Annotated in this window: 18 protein-coding genes; 12 read left to right on the plus strand and 6 right to left on the minus strand. The window is 70.0% G+C overall.

Going from position 1 to position 18,332, the window contains the following annotated elements; all coding sequences use genetic code 11:
• Nucleotides 1-552 precede the first annotated feature (552 nt).
• The 12 genes from FYW99_RS18960 to FYW99_RS19015 all read left to right on the plus strand — a co-directional run bounded on the left by FYW99_RS18960 (nucleotide 553) and on the right by FYW99_RS19015 (nucleotide 12,704).
• Nucleotides 553-960, plus strand: coding sequence for an ArsR/SmtB family transcription factor (locus tag FYW99_RS18960; RefSeq protein WP_150253365.1), 408 nt, complete (start codon nucleotides 553-555; stop codon nucleotides 958-960).
• Nucleotide 961: 1 nt separating this feature from the next.
• Nucleotides 962-1,606, plus strand: coding sequence for an SRPBCC domain-containing protein (locus FYW99_RS18965; RefSeq protein WP_223839220.1), 645 nt, complete (start codon nucleotides 962-964; stop codon nucleotides 1,604-1,606).
• Nucleotides 1,607-1,747: 141 nt separating this feature from the next.
• Nucleotides 1,748-2,239 (plus strand): SRPBCC family protein, encoded by a 492-nt coding sequence (locus tag FYW99_RS18970; protein WP_150253366.1) that lies wholly within the window; start codon nucleotides 1,748-1,750, stop codon nucleotides 2,237-2,239.
• Between the two features lie 344 nt (nucleotides 2,240-2,583).
• Complete coding sequence (locus FYW99_RS18975) at nucleotides 2,584-3,306, plus strand: hypothetical protein (RefSeq protein ID WP_150253367.1); 723 nt, start codon at nucleotides 2,584-2,586, stop codon at nucleotides 3,304-3,306.
• A gap of 131 nt (nucleotides 3,307-3,437) precedes the next feature.
• Entirely contained in the window at nucleotides 3,438-3,800 is a 363-nt protein-coding gene (locus FYW99_RS18980) for a pilin (protein ID WP_150253368.1), read from the plus strand.
• The gene (locus FYW99_RS18985; RefSeq protein WP_150253369.1) at nucleotides 3,800-5,449 is read left to right on the plus strand and encodes a hypothetical protein; all 1,650 of its coding nucleotides are present in this window, start codon (nucleotides 3,800-3,802) and stop codon (nucleotides 5,447-5,449) included. The genes FYW99_RS18980 and FYW99_RS18985 overlap by 1 nt, the downstream gene beginning before the upstream one ends.
• 27 nt (nucleotides 5,450-5,476) lie before the next feature.
• Nucleotides 5,477-6,382, plus strand: coding sequence for a PrgI family protein (locus FYW99_RS18990; protein WP_150253370.1), 906 nt, complete (start codon nucleotides 5,477-5,479; stop codon nucleotides 6,380-6,382).
• Nucleotides 6,379-8,142, plus strand: a complete 1,764-nt coding sequence (locus FYW99_RS18995; protein ID WP_150253371.1) for a VirB4 family type IV secretion system protein — start codon at nucleotides 6,379-6,381, stop codon at nucleotides 8,140-8,142. The genes FYW99_RS18990 and FYW99_RS18995 overlap by 4 nt, the downstream gene beginning before the upstream one ends.
• Nucleotides 8,139-10,424 carry a type IV secretory system conjugative DNA transfer family protein gene (locus FYW99_RS19000; protein ID WP_150253372.1) on the plus strand — a complete coding sequence of 762 codons (2,286 nt, stop codon included), beginning with the start codon at nucleotides 8,139-8,141 and terminating at the stop codon, nucleotides 10,422-10,424. Before FYW99_RS18995 ends, FYW99_RS19000 begins: the two co-directional genes overlap by 4 nt.
• Nucleotides 10,424-11,218, plus strand: a complete 795-nt coding sequence (locus tag FYW99_RS19005; protein ID WP_150253373.1) for a replication-relaxation family protein — start codon at nucleotides 10,424-10,426, stop codon at nucleotides 11,216-11,218. Before FYW99_RS19000 ends, FYW99_RS19005 begins: the two co-directional genes overlap by 1 nt.
• Nucleotides 11,219-11,236: 18 nt before the next feature.
• A complete protein-coding gene (locus FYW99_RS19010) occupies nucleotides 11,237-12,313 on the plus strand; it encodes a C40 family peptidase (protein ID WP_150253374.1) in 1,077 nt (358 codons plus the stop codon).
• A gap of 154 nt (nucleotides 12,314-12,467) precedes the next feature.
• A complete protein-coding gene (locus FYW99_RS19015; RefSeq protein ID WP_150253375.1) occupies nucleotides 12,468-12,704 on the plus strand; it encodes a hypothetical protein in 237 nt (78 codons plus the stop codon).
• 893 nt (nucleotides 12,705-13,597) lie between these two features.
• Here the strand turns inward: FYW99_RS19015 and FYW99_RS31830 are convergent.
• The 6 genes from FYW99_RS31830 to casB form a co-directional block, all read right to left on the minus strand.
• Nucleotides 13,598-14,122, minus strand: coding sequence for a hypothetical protein (locus FYW99_RS31830; protein ID WP_190394721.1), 525 nt, complete (start codon nucleotides 14,120-14,122; stop codon nucleotides 13,598-13,600).
• Between the two features lie 398 nt (nucleotides 14,123-14,520).
• Nucleotides 14,521-14,667 carry a hypothetical protein gene (locus FYW99_RS31835; RefSeq protein WP_190394722.1) on the minus strand — a complete coding sequence of 49 codons (147 nt, stop codon included), beginning with the start codon at nucleotides 14,665-14,667 and terminating at the stop codon, nucleotides 14,521-14,523.
• A gap of 475 nt (nucleotides 14,668-15,142) precedes the next feature.
• Nucleotides 15,143-15,826, minus strand: coding sequence for a type I-E CRISPR-associated protein Cas6/Cse3/CasE (gene cas6e, locus FYW99_RS19025; protein WP_150253376.1), 684 nt, complete (start codon nucleotides 15,824-15,826; stop codon nucleotides 15,143-15,145).
• A complete protein-coding gene (gene cas5e / locus FYW99_RS19030; protein ID WP_150253564.1) occupies nucleotides 15,813-16,544 on the minus strand; it encodes a type I-E CRISPR-associated protein Cas5/CasD in 732 nt (243 codons plus the stop codon). Before cas5e ends, cas6e begins: the two co-directional genes overlap by 14 nt.
• A complete protein-coding gene (gene cas7e / locus FYW99_RS19035; protein ID WP_150253377.1) occupies nucleotides 16,537-17,733 on the minus strand; it encodes a type I-E CRISPR-associated protein Cas7/Cse4/CasC in 1,197 nt (398 codons plus the stop codon). Before cas7e ends, cas5e begins: the two co-directional genes overlap by 8 nt.
• The gene (gene casB, locus FYW99_RS19040) at nucleotides 17,730-18,326 is read right to left on the minus strand and encodes a type I-E CRISPR-associated protein Cse2/CasB (RefSeq protein ID WP_150253378.1); all 597 of its coding nucleotides are present in this window, start codon (nucleotides 18,324-18,326) and stop codon (nucleotides 17,730-17,732) included. The genes cas7e and casB overlap by 4 nt, the downstream gene beginning before the upstream one ends.
• Nucleotides 18,327-18,332: the final 6 nt, after the last annotated feature.

Below are 18,332 nucleotides of genomic sequence, written 5' to 3' on the forward strand. Positions count from 1 at the left end.
TGATTAGCGCGCCTTCAATGTAGATTGCGGCGAGATAACGGTCTGCGTTTCTACAGGTCGTTTGCCCGAGCTCCGCGCACGCGGAGGTGGACTGGCACTCCCTCACAGTCGGCGTCACTGATTCGGTAGCCGGCGCGGGACCGCTGATCGCCATCTGGGGTCTGGGAGTCGATCCACCGCCACCGGGTGCGCTCGCTGCCCCCGCAACCGGTGGCGGCCAGGCGCATATGCCGGGACGTGAGGTGCCCGGTGTCGGCGAGCTGGTGCAGTCGCTCGGTCGCCGCACGACGCTTCTCGGGGTCGGCCCGCCCCATGGCGCCCTCCACCGGCTACGCGCTGGGGTTACCGGCTGTGACAACGCTCGGGTGGCGAGACGGCGACCCTCGGGGTCGCTGTGGGAATCTTCCTGGCGCGGTCAGAGGCAACCCCGGGCTTCATTGGAAAACCCCGTGTCCCCTTTCTGGCTCACCTTGTCTGACCCTGCACCAAGCCGAACGCGCGTCAAGATGCCAGTGCTGGCTTATATAAGCAAAGGCTGTTACGATTCTTTTCGTGCACGCGTTCGACATCCTCGGCGACCCGGTGCGCCGACGCATTCTGGAGTTGCTCGCCGACGGTGAGCAGACCTCTGGCGCGATCACGGACGTGATCCGTGCCGAGTTCGGACTCTCCCAGCCGGGTGTTTCACAGCATCTGCGCGTGCTGCGTGACAGCGGGATCGCGTCGGTGCGGGCTGAGGGCGCTCGCCGGTTCTACGCCGTCGACCCCACGCCGCTGCGCGAGGTCGACGCCTGGTTGGACCGGTTCCGCCGACTGTGGGACCAACGCCTCGACGCCCTGGAGACCGAGCTGGCCCGGGGTCGGCGTGCAGCTCGACCCCCGACCGGTGGGGCGCCCAACCCGCCGACCGATCCCAGCACCGATACGGACAAGACCGATCCCTCAACGAAAGGCACATGACATGAAAGACGTATTGGACGAACTGGCCGCCGCGCGCCGGGCGATGGGCAAGGGCAGCTTGCCCGCCGGCGACGCCTACACCATTGAGGTGCGGCGTCGATACCGAGCGCAGATCGACGACGTCTGGGATGCCGTTACCAACCCCGAGCGGCTGCAGCGCTGGTTGAAACCGGTCACCGGGGATCTGCGGCTCGGCGGGAGGTTCGAGCTGGACGGAGGCGAGCACGGCGAGATTCTCCAGTGCGAGCCACCGCGTCTGCTCAAAGTGTCCTGGCTCTACGGGCCGGATGCCGACGCGTGGCCCGGCACGAGCGAGGTGCAACTGCGCCTGGCCCCAGGTCCGAACGGAGACACCGAATTCGAACTCATCCACGCAGCGGTCGTCGAGGAACCCCTCTTCCCGACCTACGGCCCCGGTGCCGGCGGCGTTGGCTGGGATCTGCGTCTCCTCGCCCTGGCCCGGCTGTTGGCCGGTGGCGAGTCCGCCGACCACGAGGCAGTCGAGAAGTCGCCCGAAGAGCGCGAGTTCGTCCGGCGCAGCGCCGCGGCCTGGGGCGAGGCTCACCTGGCCGCCGGTGGCGAACCGGAGCACGTCGCGGCCGCGGTCGATGCCACCACCAGGTTCTACGCACCCGACCTGACCTGACTTCCCCGCTGTGGTGGGTCGACCGGCGTCCCGCCGCGCGCACCGCCGACGAGGATCGTCAATCGCGAGACGGGTTTGCGACCTCTCTGTCGGCGAGCAGGACGACAGCATGTGGTCCCACACCCGGAAGGGATGCGCGCCATGAAGTACACCAACTCGATCGAGATCGCCCTGCCCCGGGAGAAGGTGGCCCAGCTGCTCGCCGACCCGGAACACATACCGAAGTGGGTGCGAGGGGTGGTGATGCACGAGCCGGTGAACGGGATACACGGGCAGCTCGGAACCACGTCGCGGGTCGTGCTGCAGGCGGGGCAGCGGAAGTTCGAGTGCACCGAAACGATCACACGCCGGGAACCGGCAGACCTGCACGAGATCCCCACAGAGGCCGTCGTTCACTTCGACCGCGAGACCGTCGGCGCGGGCATGTGGAGCGTCGTACGCGATCGGCTGACCGAAACCGATCCGGAGACGACGCTCTGGGAGAGCGAGAGCGAATACCGGTTCAACAGCCTGCTGATGCGGCTGGTGGGGCTTTTGACGCCCGGCTCCTTTCACAAGCAATCGCAGCAACACATGCAGGACTTCAAGGCGTTCGCCGAACAGGGGAAGGATGTCCGTGAAGGAAGGGGGTGAGAACGAGGTGCCCTTGTCAGCGCATCACCCATGCGCTGCCTTCAGAAATTCGGTCATGGTTCGGCCAAGGCGGATGCTGACAGCGCCTAGCGCTCCCGCTGTCAGCACTCTTGCCAGCACTGTCATCCCTGTTCAGAGCCCATTCTCGGCGGCTGTCAGCGCACAGCCGCCGAGAAGAGCCCGCCCGCCCCGCCCCCGCACCCGAACGCCTCGGGTCAGCTCCCTGCCAGCGCTGCGCCCGCGTTCCGCCCGCCGACCGTGAGCCCTCCGCACGCCCTTCGTCAGCCGGGCTCCCTTTCGTGGACCGCGTCATCACCGACACGGCCCGCGAAGGGAACAGACCCATGACGACCGAACCGCTCAACCGCGCCGAGAGGGAGTTCCAGCTCCTCGACCTCGATGTCGCCGACCTCGCGGCGCAGCTCGTTCCTGCCACCGACACCCCTCCCACCACTCTGGTCGAGCTGCGCACCGCACTCCTGGACCGCACCACCGACCGCCGCTCGCGTGACGACATCTGGCGGAGCCTGGTCGTGCACGCCCAGAACCGCAAGGAGTGGATGGTCGCCGCGATCGGCTTCGCCATGCCCGCGCTGCGCACCTGCGCCCGCCGACTGTGCCAGGGCCTGGACCCGCGCACCGTCGAGGAGGTGGAGGAGGAGCTCCTCGCGGGCTTCGTCCACGCCGTGTACGAGGCCGACACCGCCTGGCACCGCCTGCACTGGGCGCTGCGCTGCCGCGCCCAGCGGGCGGGACTCCGGGCCCGGACCGCGGCGCTGCGCCAGCCGCTCCTCATGGCCGAGCCGCCCGTCACCGCCATCGCCTCGACCGGAACGCCGGACATGGTCCTCTGCCAGGCCGCCCGCCACGACGTGATCACCCCGGACGAGGCCGAGATCATCGGCCGCACCCGACTGGAGGGCGTCTCCCTGACCACGATCGCTCGCGAGAGGGGCGTGCCGTACTGGCGTCTGGCCAAGCGCCGCGCCCGCGCCGAGGAGCGCCTGGCCGAGGCGATCCGCACCCGCCAGCTCGCCGACCGGGCGGACCTGCTGCTCGTGGCCTGACTCGTGGCCTGGCTCGTGATCTGAGCGTTGCGGCGGCTCCGCCCGCGTCACGGGCGGGCCGCCACGCGTCCCATTCGCTCGTTTCCTCCTCCGCGCACGCGCTGCGGGGGAGCGGTCTCGGAAGGTGCGGGATGAGCATGTCGTGGTGTGTGCTGGCCGGGGCGGGGCCGCTCCTGCTGTCCACTTCGTCGACGGAACTGGTTCTCCCCGGGCTGCACGCCGCCCAGGGCGAGGACCCCTACCAGTACGCGGTGCACGCGGTGGAGGTGGTCAGGAGGATCACCCGGCTGGTGCAGCTGCTCGCCGTCTCCCTGGCCACGCTCTTCATCGCGGTCTCCGGGGTGCGCTGGATGGTGGCGGGCGGCGAGCCCGGGGAGATCGACAAGGCCAAGCGCGGCATCCACGGGGCCTGCATCGGCTACCTCGTCGCCCTGGTGGGCGAGGTGCTGCTGTTGGCCCTGGACTACGTCGTGAAGTACGAGCAGGGCGTCTGATGTCCCCGGCCGAACCGGAGGAGGGCGAGCAGGACCCCGCCGAGGTCTTCGACTGCGGGGTCCTGGAGGTCTCCTGCCACATCACCTCGTGGTTCCACGGCCTGGTCTCGGAGGTGGTCAACCCGCTCTTCGGGTGGATGGCGGCCAAGGCGTTCCACACCCCCGAACCCACGCCCGGGGTGACCGGTGTGTGGGAGGGCGTGTCGGCGGCGGTCAACACGGTCTACGCGCTGCTGATCCTGGCGGCGGGACTGGTCATCATGGCCCACCACAGCCTCCAGGCCCAGTACGGGGCGCGGGAGCTCCTGCCCCGCCTGGTGGTGGGGTTCGTCGCCTCGAACCTGTCGCTGGTCGTGGTGCGGCTGATGTCGGACTGGTCGTCGGAGTTCGCCCGGGCGTTCGCCGCCGACGGGGTCAGCGCGGAGAGGGCGGCGCGGGCCCTGACCGAGCGGATGGGGCCCTTCCTGCTGGAGGCGACGGCGTTCGTCGTGCTGCTCCTGCTGGTGCTCGTGGTGCTGCTGGTGGTGTGGTCCCTGGTCGAGATCGCCCGGATCGTCATCGTGATCCTGCTGACGGTGGGCGCGCCGCTGATGCTGATGTTCCACGCGCTGCCGCAGACCAACCGGATCGCCGAACTGTGGTGGCGGGCGATGACGGCCGTGTGTCTGATCCCGATCGCCCAGGCGCTGGCCTTCGTCGCGCTGATGCGGGTCTTCTTCGAGGGGGACACCCAGGTGCTGTTCGGGGCCGTGCAGATCCTGAGCGGGGACGCCAACCTCTTCGACCTGTTCCTGCTCCTGGTCCTGGTCTACGTCCAGATCCGCATCCCGTTCTGGACCTACCGGGCCGTGCTGTCGGGGCAGCGGGGCAGGTCGCCGGTGGTGTCCGTGGCCAAGTCCCTGACCTGGGCAGCCGCTCTCACCACCGCGGCGTTCGCCACCGGCGGTACCGCGGCCGCGGGCACGGCTGCCAGCGGGGCGGTACGGGGGCGCCTGGGTTCGCTGCTGCGGACGGCCCACAACGCCAGGACCGTCCGCCAGGCCGGAGCCGTCCACCAGCCCGCCGCGATGCCGCGCCGCGTGCGGACCTGGAGGTTCGGCACTCCGAACGCCTCGACGCCGCCTACCCGACACGGTTCCGTGGCTCCGCTGTCCGCGCCTACGGGCGCGGGGGAGCGGAGCGGGTCGGGACGTACACCGCCCGCCGGGCCCGGGCCCCGAACCTCGGCTCCGCGACCGCCGGGCCACCGCCCGGACGGAAGGTCAGCACCGCGAGCGGGAGCGAAGGCTCCGTGGACCGAATGGACCGACCAGGACCAGCCGTACAACCGCACGCCACCACGGACCGGTCCGCGTGGCCCGAATCCACCACACCGCCCGCACCGCACACCCGCGCCCGCTCCCGGGACGAACCCGCCGTGGACCGACCACACCCGTCCCGTCGGCCGCACCCCGCCGCGGACCGCGCCGCATGCGGACACACCACGCCACCACCTGCGGCCGTCACCGCACCAGGCAGGCAGCAGCGTCCCGCACGAGCGCGCACGCGCACGCCCCGAACCCCGGCGGTGGCCGCTCCGGCCCCGCGGAGCCGGAGCCCACCGCAGGGGGCCGCGCTGGCGATGGCGCTGGAACCCGTGGCGCACCTGATCACCACAGCAGAAGGGGAAACCGACCGTGGACCACGAGGACTCCGTCTGGCACGCCCGCATCCCGGCCGACATCGACCGGCCCGAACCCGTCCTGTGGAACCTCACCGCACGCCAACTGCTCCTGCTCACGCCCGCCGTGCTCACCACCTGGGTGCTGTTCTCACCGCTGTCGGGTCTCCTGCCGCTGTGGGCCTCAGTCGCCGTCAGCGCGGTGGTGCTCGCCCTGTCCTGGGTGCTCGCGCTCGGCCGACGCGACGGGATCGGCCTGGACCGCCTCGCCGCGCTGTCCGTGCTCTGGCTGTTGCACGCCAAGCACCGTGTGCCCGCGACGCCACGCGTCCGCCTGCCCCGGTGGGCGCCCAGGACCGCCCGGGGACCGCGCCTGGCACCACTGAACCTTCCGGTCTCGGCCGTTGGCGGTGAGGGCGCCGTCGACCTGGGTCAGCGGTGCGCGGTGGTCCTGACCTGCTCCACCGTGCCCTTCCACCTGGCCTCCGGGCAGGAGCAGGACCAGATCCTGGCCAGCTTCGCCGCCTTCCTGGACTCCTTGACCGAGCCCGCCCAGTTCGTCGTCCAGCGCCGCCGGACGGACCTGGACGCCCACATACGCGGCACGCGCGACCGGGCCCGAACGCTTCCGCATCCCAGGCTCAGGCGCGCGGCCCAGGCACACGCGGCCTTCCTCGACGACCTCCAACGCCGCCACCAGCTCGTCCACCACCAGGTGCTGCTGGTCCTGACCGCTGACGGCCCCGCCCGTGAGGTGGGGGAGGCGCTGCTGTGGCGGGCGGAAGACGCCGTGTCCCAGCTCGCCGCCCTCGGCGTGCGCGCCCGCCTGTGCGACGGCCCCGCCGCCGAGCGCGTGCTGCGCTCCTCCCTCAACCCGGGCTCGGGAACCCGGTCGCTGACCACCACGCAGGAGGAGCGATGACCGCGCACGGCCGACGGCCCCCGGGCGGGCCCGCGATCCGCCTGTACCCGCGCCACCTGGACCTGGACGGGCGCCTGACCCAGACCATGATCGTCACCGGCTACCCGCACGACGTCCACGCCGGATGGGCCGACCCGCTGCTCACCTACCCCGGACACGTCGACATCGCCGTCCACGTCGTTCCGGTCCCCGGACAGGTCGCCGCGCACCGGTTGCGCCGACGTCGCGCCCGTCTGGAGTCGGCCTGGCGGACCGACGCCGCCCGGGGCGGGCTGGAGGACCCCCAGCGCGCGGCCGCGGCGCAGGACGCCGCCCTGCTGTCCGAACGCGTGGCGGGCGGGGAAGCCCGGCTGTTCCGGCTCGCCGTGTACCTGACGGTGCACGCCGCCACCCCGGAGGAGCTGGACGCCGAGGTGGGGCGCCTGTCCGCGCTGGCCGGTTCGATCCTGGTCGACCTGGCCCCGGCCACCTACCGGCCCCTGGCCGGGTGGATCGCCACCCTGCCCCTGGGCACCGACCCGGTGGGCGCGGCGCGGACCATGGACACCGACGCGGTCGCCGCGCTCATGCCGCTCTCCTCTCCCGACCTGGCCGCCGAGCTGGGGGAGACCGCGCTCGTCTACGGGGAGAACGTCCACTCCGGCGGGCTGGTCGCCTGGGACCGGTTCAACGGCGACCTGGACAACGGCAACGCGGTCATCCTGGCCCGCAGCGGCAGCGGCAAGTCCTACCTCGCCAAGCTCGAACTGCTGCGCGCCCTGTACGCGGGGGTCCGGGCCAGCGTCATCGACCCCACCGACGAGTACGCGGCGATGGCCGATGCGGTGGGCGGCCGACGTGTGCGGCTGGGGCGGCCGGACGGGCGCCTCAACCCCTTCGACCTGCCCGAGACCGGTGAGCAGGCCTTCACCACCAGGGTCCTGTTCCTGCACACCCTGGTCTCGGTCATGGTCGGATCCCTGGACGCCGCCGAGAGCGCCGTCCTGGACCGGGCGGTGCTGGCCACCTACGCCGAACGCGGCATCACGCGCGACCCCGCCACCTGGAACCGCACGCCGCCGATCCTGGCCGACCTCGTCGCCGTCCTGCGCGGAGCCGACAACGGCACCGACAACGGCAGCGACGACAGGGCCGACCACGCCCGGACCGCGCACCTGCTGGCGGACAAGCTGGCGCCCTTCACCGACGGCTCCCACCGGGGACTGTTCGACGGCCCCAGCACCGCCGCGCTCACCGGCCACCTCACGGTGGTCTCGCTGCGTCACCTGCCCGACGAGCTCCGCACCACCGGGCTCCTGCTGGTCCTGGACGCCCTGTGGTCCCAGGTCCGCGACAGCGCCCACCGCCGACCACGGCTGATCACCATCGACGAGGGCTGGTCGCTGCTGCGCGACCCCGTCGGCGCCAGATACCTGTTCAACCTCGCCAAGAACGCCCGCCGCCACTGGGCCGGGCTCACCCTCGTCACCCAGGACGTGGCCGACCTGCTCGCCACCGACCTCGGACGCGCGGTGGCCGCCAACGCCGCCACCCAGATCCTGCTCCGCCAGGCCCCGCAGAACCTCGACGCCGTGTGCGAGTCCTTCCACCTCTCCCACGGCGAACGCCAGATCGTCGCCACCGCCGAACGCGGCAGCGCGCTGCTCACCTCCGGGCACCACCGAGCGGTGTTCCGCGCCCTGGCCTCACCCGAGGAACACCGGCTGATCACCACCGACCCCGCCGAACTTGCCCGCATGGAGAGGAAGGGCCGCGGATGATCACCGTCGACCTCGCGTTCCTGGCCGCTGCGGCAGCGACGGCCGTACCCGCCCTGTGCGCGTGGGCGGCCTGGGTACTCGCCTGGCGCCTGGCCCGCACCGCCTACCTGTCGCGCGGCGCGAGGGTCCTGGAGGTCCACGCGCCGCCCGAGGCCACCGTCGACCACGCCCGCGCGTTCTGGGCCCACGCCCTGGGCCTGCTGCGCCCGCGTTGGACCCACCGGCTCCTGCCACCGCACCTGGCCTGGGAGTACGTCGCCTCCGCGGCGGGGGTGCGCATCCAGCTCTGGATTCCGGGCACGGTCAACGCCCGCGCGCTGGAGCGGGCCGTGGCCGCCGCCTGGCCCGGCGCCACCACCAGCCTGCGGCCCGCCACCGCCTCCGTTCCGCGCGGCGAACACGCCTTCGGCCACTGGATCGCCATGGCGCGCGGCGACCACTACCCGCTGCGCACCAAGTTCGCCGACGACCCGTTGCGCGGCCTCTTCGGCGAACTCGCCGACCTCGCACCCGGCCAGCACGCGGTCCTGCGCGTGTGCGCCCGCCCCGCCACCGCCACCAGAGCCGCCCGCGCACGCTCCGCCGCCGCCCGCCTGCGCGGCCCGCACACCTCGCCCCTGTCCGGGACGGCCGTGCGCACACCCGCCTACCCGGGCGTCACCGACGACGTCCGCGCCATCCTCAACAAGTCCGCCGCACCCCGCCTGGCCTGCCAGATCAGCTGCCTGGCCACCACCGAGCACGCCGGAGAGCAGGCCCGCGGGCGTCTACGCGCCCGCACGCGCGGCATCGCCGCCACCCTGGCCGCCTACACCTCCGGACTCAACGCGCTCAGCCGCCGGTGGATGCCCTTCCCCGGCCTGTGGACGGGCCGCCGCCACCTCGCCCGCGGCTACCTGCTCACCACCGACGAACTCGCCGCGATCGCCCACCTGCCCACCGACGCCGCCGTCCCCGGCCTCACCCGCGCCAGCGCCCGCCGCGTCGTGCCCAGCCCCGACCTGCCCCGCGCGGGCCGCGTCCGCGTTCTGGGCGAGACCGACGCCGGACCGCGCCGACCCGTCGCCTACGGGATCGAGGAGGCCCGCCAGCACACCCACGTCATGGGCAAGACCGGATCGGGAAAGTCCACCCTGCTCGCCCGCATGATCTGCCAGGACGCCGAGGCCGGACGCAGCGCCCTGGTCATCGAACCGCGCGGCGACCTGGTCCTGGACGTCCTGGACCGCCTGCCCGAACGCGCGGTCGGACGCACGGTCGTGTTCGACCCGGCCGACCCCGCGCCGCCGCCCCGGCTCAACATCCTCCAGCTCGGCACCCCCGAGCACGCCGCCGACACCGTCACCGGCATCTTCCACCGGGTCTACGCCGACTCCTGGGGGCCGCGCACCGAGGACATCCTGCGCGCCAGCACGCTCACCCTCGCCCGCGCCCAGGACCCCGGCCTGACCCTCGGACACATCCCGCGCCTGCTGGGAGACGATCCCTGGCGCGCCCGGCTGCTGCTCTGCGCCAGGGCCACGGGAGCGCTCGGCGACTTCTGGCGCTGGTACGAACGCCAGAGCCCGCAGATGCGCGCCGCCGCCACCGACCCGGTCCTGAACAAGCTGCGCACGATCCTGCTGCGCCCCTGGGCGGCGGCCGTCCTGGCCTCGGGCGCCTCCACCCTGGACCTGCCCGCCCTGCTCGACCACGGCGGCCTGGTCCTCATGCGCCTGCCCAAGGGACGCCTGGGTGAGGACACCGCCTCCCTCGTCGGCACCATCGCCCTGGCCGCCGCCTGGAACGCCGTCACCGCCCGAGCCGACGTCCCCGAGCGCGAACGCCCGGACACCACCGTCTACCTGGACGAGGCCGCCAACTTCCTGCGCCTGCCGGGCTCGCTGGCCGACATGCTCGCCGAGGCCCGCGGCTACCGCGCCGGGCTGGTCCTCGCCCACCAGGAACTGGGACAGCTGCCCGTCCAGACCCGCGCCGCCGTGGCGGCGAACTGCCGCACGAAGGTGTTCTTCAACGCCGCCCCGGACGACGCCGCCAAGCTCGAACGCCACACGCTCCCGCACCTGAACGCCTACGACCTGTCCCACCTGGGCCCCTACCAGGCCGCGGTGCGCACCCTCCACGGCGCCGCCGAACTGCCCGCCGCCACCATGCGCACGCTGGCGCTGCCCGACCCGGTCCGGGGCCGCGCCCGCCAGGTCCGCCGGGCCGCCCGCCGCTTCAGCCCGACTCCGACCCGCACCGAGGGAACCGATCCGCGACAGCGAGGGGAAACACGCTGATGGGCACCACCGACCTGACCGACCGCGACGTCCACATCCTCCAGGCCCTGCACACCCACCGCGTCTTGACCACCCCGCACGTCGGCGCGCTGTTCTTCTGCGGCACCAGCGCCCGCGCCGTGCAGCGCCGCCTGCTCAAGCTGGCCGCGGACGGGTTCACCGACCGCTTCCTGCCGCCCCACACGCACGCCCGCGTCCCCTACCACTGGACCCTCGGCAGGGAGGGCGCCCACGTGCTCGCCGACCTCTGGAACACCACCGTGGACGACATCGGCTACCGGCCCGAGACCCACCGCAACCTCATGCTCTCCCGCCAGCTCGGCCACGTGACCGGCCTGGCCCAGACCTACGTCTGCTTCGCGGCCAGCGCGCGCCTCACCCAGGGGGCGACCCTCCAGCGCTGGTGGTCCGAGGCCAGGTGCCGCGAGACCTGGGGACACCACGTGCGCCCCGACGGCTACCTGCGCTGGCGCCAGGACGGGACCACCCTGGACGCCTTCGTGGAGTTCGACACCGGCAGCGAGCCGCTTCTCCGCGTCGCGGCGAAGGTCAGCCGCTACCGCGACCTGGCCGAGGAGACCGGCCTGTGCTCCCCGGTCCTGTTCGTGGCCACCTCGTCCCGGCGCCTCACCTCGCTGTGCCGCGCCCTCGGCGCGGGCGGGGAGGAGGTGCCGGTCCACGTCACCACCCTGGAACAGCTCGACCGCTTCGGCCCCACCCGCCCCGTCTGGCGCCGAGCGGGCGACGCGACCTGCGCGGTCCGCCCGCTCGTCGCACTCGCCGAACCCGTCTGAGCCGGCGGCGGTGGCGCGATGCTCAAAGCGGCCCTCGGAGCGGCCGTCGGCCTGCTCCTGTTGGTGCCCCTGATCGGGGCCGTGGCCATCGGGGGAGAGGAGCGCGAGCGCGAGGCCGCCTCCCGGGCGCTTCGGGTGCCGGGGGTCTCCGCCGTCCTCCTGGACGCCTACCGCAGGGCCGCCGAACGCCTCGCCCACTTGCACCCGGGCTGCACGGGGATGAGCTGGCCGATCCTGGCGGGGATCGGCCACGAGGAGTCCCACCACGCGGCCGGGCACGACATCGCCGCCAACGGCGATACAGACCCGCCCGTCATCGGCCCCCGCCTGGACGGAACCGGGGCGGGTAACAACTGGACCCCGCACCCCGACACCGACGGCGGCCGCTGGGACGGCGACACCGCGTTCGACGCGGCCGTCGGCGTCACCCAGCTCCTGCCCGCCTGGTGGGCGGAGTTCGGCGTCGACGGCAACGACGACGGGCGGGCGGACCCGCACAACGTCTACGACGCCGCTCTGGCCACCGCCGTGGAGCTGTGCACCAGCCACGCCGAGGACACGGTCGACTTCACCGACCCGGAGCAGCTCCGCGCGGCCCTGTTTCGCTACAACGCCTGGGACGACTACGTGGAGAGAGTTCTGGGGCACATCGCCGGGTACGAGGAGATCGCCGCGGCAGCCGCCGCCTCCGCTGACGGGCACACGGTTCCGGGGGAGGGGAGCGAGCGGGGGAGGGCGGCTGCGGAGTGGGCACTCGGGCAGGTCGGCAAGCCGTATGTGTGGGGTGGTGTGGGGCCCGACGGCTTCGACTGCTCGGGGCTGACCATGATGGCCTGGAGGGCGGCCGGGGTGTCGATCCCGCGGGTGACCACCGACCAGGTGAACATCGGTGCCCGGGTTTCGCTGGACGCCCTTGTACCAGGGGACCTGCTCTTCTACGACACCGGGAGCGGGCCCGCGCCCTCGCATGTGACGATGTACGTCGGCGACGGCCAGATGGTCAACGCTCCGCGTACTGGCACGACCATCCGCGTGGAGCCCGTCGACGGGCCGTACTACTCGGCTCGCTTCATGTCCGCCGTTCGCCCCGGCTGAGCTGAGAGGTCGGACTACTGGCGCGTGTTGTGTGAGGATGGACGCAAGCGGACCACAAGGGTGGCTGACATGTCTCAGAGTAGATTGCGGGGAGATAACGGCCCGCGTTTTCCCAGGTCGTTAAGCGTGAGCCCCGCGCACGCGGGGATGGACCGTGGGGGACGGTCTCGCGTTCATGGATGATTTTCAGCGACAGCTGTCCGCCGCACCCGCCGAGCAGATGCCCGCACCAGAACGTCTCCTGGTACTGGCGGGCGCGGTCGCGGAATGCTTCGGCTTTGTCGGGGTCGAGGGGCATGTACGCCGGGTCGGCACTCCCGGAGTGGCTGATCACAGCTGTTTGGACGCGACGACGATCAAGGGCCATGCGCGCACAATGAACGCACGGTGACGACACTTGTGGGGTGTTCGGGGGTGCTGGCCGAGTACGGTCACATCGAACCCTTGCCGGAGTTGGTGAGGCCGGCCCGTAACGCAGACGGGCCCCGGAACGCCCTCTACGGGACCGGCTAATAATCTGGGCAGTTTGTGCACTCCAGTGAGGGGCAGAGCCTGGGGGAGGCCCTCACCGTTGGGTCACCGCTTCCAACGGTGACGCAGTATCCCTGCCACGATGAGAACGAGGCGGGCGAGGATCACCAGCGCACTGAGGCAGCCCACCGCGAGGATGAGCGGTTCGGACCAGTCCATGGGCAAGGCCAATTCCGATGCTCCGAGAACTGCGTCTACGAGATCGGCGATGTCGTAGAGATCCGTCGTTCTTTCAGTCACCTTGTGGCGGGTGGAGCGCCTGAACCTCCTCGTGATAAGTCGACGCCAGGTCTTCGTGATCCACGGTGGTCGTACGGGCTCACCCTCACTCAGATTTTTTCAGCGAAATGATCTTCGCGAAGTGGGTTGATCTGGGTGTGTCCGCCTGAGTGGGACATCGGTGCCCTGGCCATGGAAGGGAGTGAAGTCCCTGGCAGGACGGCTTCGCCACAAGGTCGTCCGTTTGGTCACTTATGCTGCCATGTTCGATGTCCCACGCCCGATGGTGGAATACCTTGCCCGTCTCTGGGCCGCGTGCCGCCGCCTCATTGGCATGCCGCGTGGTTCGCGGAAGCTGGGCTCATTCCGGCAAGCCGTGTTCGTTCTGCGCTGGTTCCGCGAAGCTGGGTGCGTGCACTGCCTGGCCCGCAACGGGGGAATATCGCAGGCCACCGGCTACCGCTATCTCCACGAAGGCATCGACGTCCTGGCCACACAGTACCCCGACCCTAATGAGAAAATGTCAGTCGGGCTCTACTTCGGCGGGAGCCTAGAGAGGACTTGGCTGCCTATTGTAGAACTCGCAGTGTATGGATCGTTTGCCTGGAAATCCAATGCGCCCGCAGTGACGGAGTAGCTGCCGCTCACTGCCGAGTAGCCGTATCCGCCTACATTATTCGACTGGTTCCATTGTCGTTGATCGTCAACGTGTCGTGTGGCTGCCTCATTATTGGCATAGACAGTGACTGACACCATCACAATTAATCCAGGATCCTCGGCGGTGTATTGCGCTTTGATATTTGCGATGCAGCCCCAGTCTTCCTCGCACTCGTCCCAAGTGTCCGGTCGGGAAGTGGCCGTCAACGTCCAACCCTGATGAGTAAACGACACCGGAAACAGTTCGGTGCCACTAGGCTGAGCTGCGAAATCAAAGCCGAAAAGCTTCGAAGTGAGCGCGTTCCAGTTGGAAATCCCGAAGAAGGTAAGGATACCCAATACCGAGGCTATGACTCCGATCGCTGCGACAGCACGCTTCCCAAAGTTCGAATCGTTCCCCATGCGCGACTCCTGCGGCTAGGGCTGTCTGGCCAAATCCGCACACGCCCCATCGACGTGCCGGTGTTGCATTCTATCTCTAGCCTCGATCTTTTGTGGCAGTCCGTCGGGTTCTCTGGCGGGCCGTTTCGGTTGTCCGGGTTGATCACGGGCAGGTCTGCGGCCCGGCTTTCGCGGCGGGTTCCACGGCTCCGGTCGGGGGTGGTGCTGCTCGTAGGGACAGAAACCTGCTGGTCAGTCGGGGTTCGGCATGGTCGCGAGCCGTTGCACGGCTTCGGTGATCACGTCGGTCCAGGGCCAGAGACGGTGTCCTTCGGCCGGGCTGAGTTCACCAGCGGGTACGTGTTCTTCCGCGGGGCTGAGGGGGCTTAACCCCGGATGTTGGACACGGGGGTGATTGATTACGCTGCGATCGCCAGCGTAGACGCTCTGGAGACCTCGAAGCCGTTCGGGGACACGTTCCCGCAGTGTGAGTGACGACGGCGGGTGTTGAGGTAGAGGTCGACCGCTTGCTGGCGGAACTCCTCGGAGTAGGTCTTGCGGGCCATGCCCTGATTCTCGCTTCCTCCCGACACCTATCGGGTTCAGCGTGTCCAAGATCCAGGGTCAAGGCCCAGAAGCTTGTCGGGCCGCTCTGACAGTCGACTCAGCACGACCGGGCCAGTTGCCCGAGTGAAGAACTGACACAAGTGGAGTGTCTCTGACTCCCACTCCAAACCACTGGTCTCGGTGTCCACTGCCACTTTGCCTTCTCGTCGGATGGCTTCAGCGAGCTCGACGGGCAGGTCACCGTGTACAAGCGTTGTGGACATGCCTGCAATGTATCGTTCACCAGTGTCAGTTCCCGGTAGGGGAGGCGCCGACCGGTGCGCCTCCCGAACAGCAGGAAGCCCTGCTAGGGGGTTCGAAACCGAACATGGCTCTAGCTGTCGCGCATCTGAACCACTGAGCTCGTCGCATGCGGAGGCGAGCCGCTCAACGTCCGGGAGGAGTGCGCAAGGCTTCTCCGGTTTCTGACCGAGTTCAGCCGGAGGTGAGGGAGGCGAGGCTCACCATCCCGCATCCGTAGGCCTTAGCTCGCCCTATGCCGGTGCGGACAGCTTCCCTGAAAGCGTCTGCATTGGTGACCACCAACTGGCCGTCGAACCGAACCGCGGAGATGGTGATCTTGTTCCTACGGTCGTCCTTGCCCTTATACCCGACCATGGGCGGGCACGGCGAGGCACTCACCGCCATCCCGCCGTCGACTCCGGCCGGGATCACGAAACCGTGCTGTTCGCCCTTGCGCGCCAGCCACCCCAACTGCTCCTTCGGGTCGTGCAGAGGCACCCGTTTGCCACGCGCGTCCCGTGGAGCCTGTGGATCACGCACGATACGGGTGGGGTTGGCGGTGAGACGAAAAGCCAGCACCTGTCCGGGGGAGACGGCCTTCACCGCCTCGTCCATGGAACGTGTCTGGGCCTCCTCCGCCAGGTAGCCCTGCGGCAGCTGGCTCCAGTCCGGCCGGGTACCGCTCTGCACGAGCACCACCCAACCGCTGCTGGTCGTGTCCATCCGCCACAGCACTCCGTGCGCCTGCCGTGCGGGAGTCCCCTCGGCTTCGTCCGGCAGAGCGGACAACAGGGTCCGGTGCATCTCGTGCACATCGGCGAAGTCACGCCTGAAGGCGCGCGAGCCGGTGTTCGGCGTGAGCTTACTCAGGTACACGTCGGCCGCCCGTCCTCGTCTCCTCGGGAATCTCCACATGGTCCACACGCACGTACCGCTGCCGGAACTCCCGGTGCCCTGTCTCGAAGGTCACCGGAACGTCGTAGCGGGCTTCGGCACCGTCCTCTCCGGCAGGCACCTCGACCACCGTCCGCAGCCAGGGGGTGTCCTCGGCGCCGGCTCTCAGCTCCGGGCGGTCCTCCTGCCAGGGGTGCCGTTCGATGACCTCTTCCATCGGCTGGCCGTGGAACACCCCTGTGCCCATGCCCCGCTCCTCGGGCAGGACCAGCGGGCTTGAGGGGACGTGGGCCTTGCGGCCGAAGAACAGCGGCCACCGGGGGTGGAGCACCGCCTCCCGCAGGTCCTCCACGACTTTCCTGTCGCCCTCCAGGAGCACCAGGAACAGCGCGTCCGCCAGGTAGAAGCGGTGGCTGACCACGTTGCGGTGGCCGGTGCCCTTGGTCGTGGGCACGTTGCCGGTGACCTGGTAGTCGCGTTCGAGGATCCCCTCGCGCTCGACCCGGACGGCCATCCGCAGCTGGGCCAGTGCACCGATCCGCTCGGTGTCCGTGCGTTCCACGCCCAGAGCGGCACCGAGCAGCCCCACCACTCCGGACTTGGTCGGCTCCAGGGACGTGTCCCGGTACGTGAAGCGCGATCGCACTCCCCACGACTGCATGGGGGCGTCGATCCGCAGGGCGAGTACGGCACTATCCACGGACGGCATCCATCACCTTGCCGGTCAGCTCCGCCAGGGTCTTCGCCCGCTCGTCGTCGGGCACCTTGAGTTCGTCGAGGCCGCCCGAGACGGAGGACACCGCCACCGCGTTGATCTCGTCACGCCCGTAGAACTCACGCAACTGGGTGAAGTGCTCCCACAGCCTGGCCGTGGAGTCCTCCATCACCCTCGTGCCCGAGACGGGGGAGAGGAAGGAGTTGGCGAGGTTCCAGGTGCCGCTGTCGCGTACGACCACCATGAGCGTGTCCGGCAGGGTCAGCGCGGCCATGGAGTTCTGCTTGCCGCTGGGGACGGCGCGGATGAAGGCGTTGAGCCAGGCGCTGACGGCCCGCCGCATGAGGTCCTCGTCGACGAAGTCCGCCTCGGGGTCCTTGCCGAAGAGGTTCAGGCGCAGCTGGTCCAGGTCGAGGTTGGCGTAGCGGTAGTAGCAGGCGGCGTTGAAGTCGACCGTGCCGATCATGTCCGCGCCCGCCTCGGCGTCGGGCTTGAGGTCGTCGACCGCGGTGTAGAAGTCGTACTCCACCCCCACCGCGTGCGTGGAGATCGCGTGCGCGACCTGGGAGGCGGCGTCGACGTTGAAGTCCTTGTTGTCGGCGATCATGCGCCCGAAGAGGGCGATGTCCACCGACTTGCGGGCGTCCAGGATCTCCCTGGCCATCGTCAGGGTCTCGCCGGTCGGCTTCTTCTTGTCGCTGGCCTTCTCCTTGCCCTTGCCCTTCTCCTTGGCCTGTTCCTGTTTCTCCTTCTCCTTGCGCTTCTCCGCGTCCTTCAGCAGGCGCTCGCGGTGCTTCGTGCAGTAGGCCGCCAGCTTGTCCACGGCTGACCTGCTCACGAAGAGGAGGTACTGGGTGAGATCGTTGGTGTCGAGGCCGAAGCCCATCTGCTGCAGGGCCTCGCGGACCACGTCCTGGTCCTGCTCGCTCACCTCCCTGGCGTCCCCGGCGATCTCCGCGGCGGCTTTCTGCAACAGCCGCTTGGTGCGTACCGCGGTGTCGCCCGTAGCAAGACCGACCTCGGGGAACAGGTCGCGTGCGGAGCGCTTCAGACACTGGCTGGAGACCCGGCTGCGCAGGACGCCTCCGAAGGTGACCGACTTGGGCTGCCCCAGGTCGTCACGGTTGAGGTTGCTGGTGGGAAAGGACTGGAGGAGGTGCAGTTCGATGATCATGAGGCTGCCTTCGGTGCCTTGGCGGGGGTCGGACGGGTGTGTACTCGGTGCTGGAAGTCGCGTGACCAGCGGATACGCACCTTCCGAGCACTGCTCTCGTCCCCGTCCAGAAAGACGAGGTCGTTCAGAAGCGTGTGGTAGTCGAGGGGGATCCGGGGGCGTGCGCCGCCGATGAGCTGGACGGCCTGGCGCAGCCGGTAACCGAGCCCGCCCGACTGGGCGGCGGCGACCAGCTGGCGCACCCTCGCCTCAGCCGCGTCCCGCGAACCGGCGTCCGCCAGCGCTGAGCACAGCGGTCGCCGTTCCTTCGGATCGCTCACCGTGTGCGGGTTCAGCGCGAACAGTCCGGCCACGAGCAGGGCGTGCTTCTCCTGCCGTTCGGGGATGTCGAAAGGAAGCAGCAGCTCGTAGCCGTGGATGACGTATCTGTCGTCGGTGAGGCTGCGCCGCAGGCGAGCGAGTTCTTTACGCGCGTCCGCGACCACGTACCGGTTCGGTGAGTCCAGTGCCCGGCCCCGCGAGTAGAGCTTCTCCACGAACTTTCGCCGCCGCTCGAACGGGGTGTCCGGAGCTTCGTCGTCTTCAGCGAACACGTTTCC

Origin of the sequence: Nocardiopsis deserti (assembly GCF_008638355.1) — a bacterium.
GTDB classification, from domain to species: Bacteria; Actinomycetota; Actinomycetes; order Streptosporangiales; family Streptosporangiaceae; genus Nocardiopsis; species Nocardiopsis alborubida.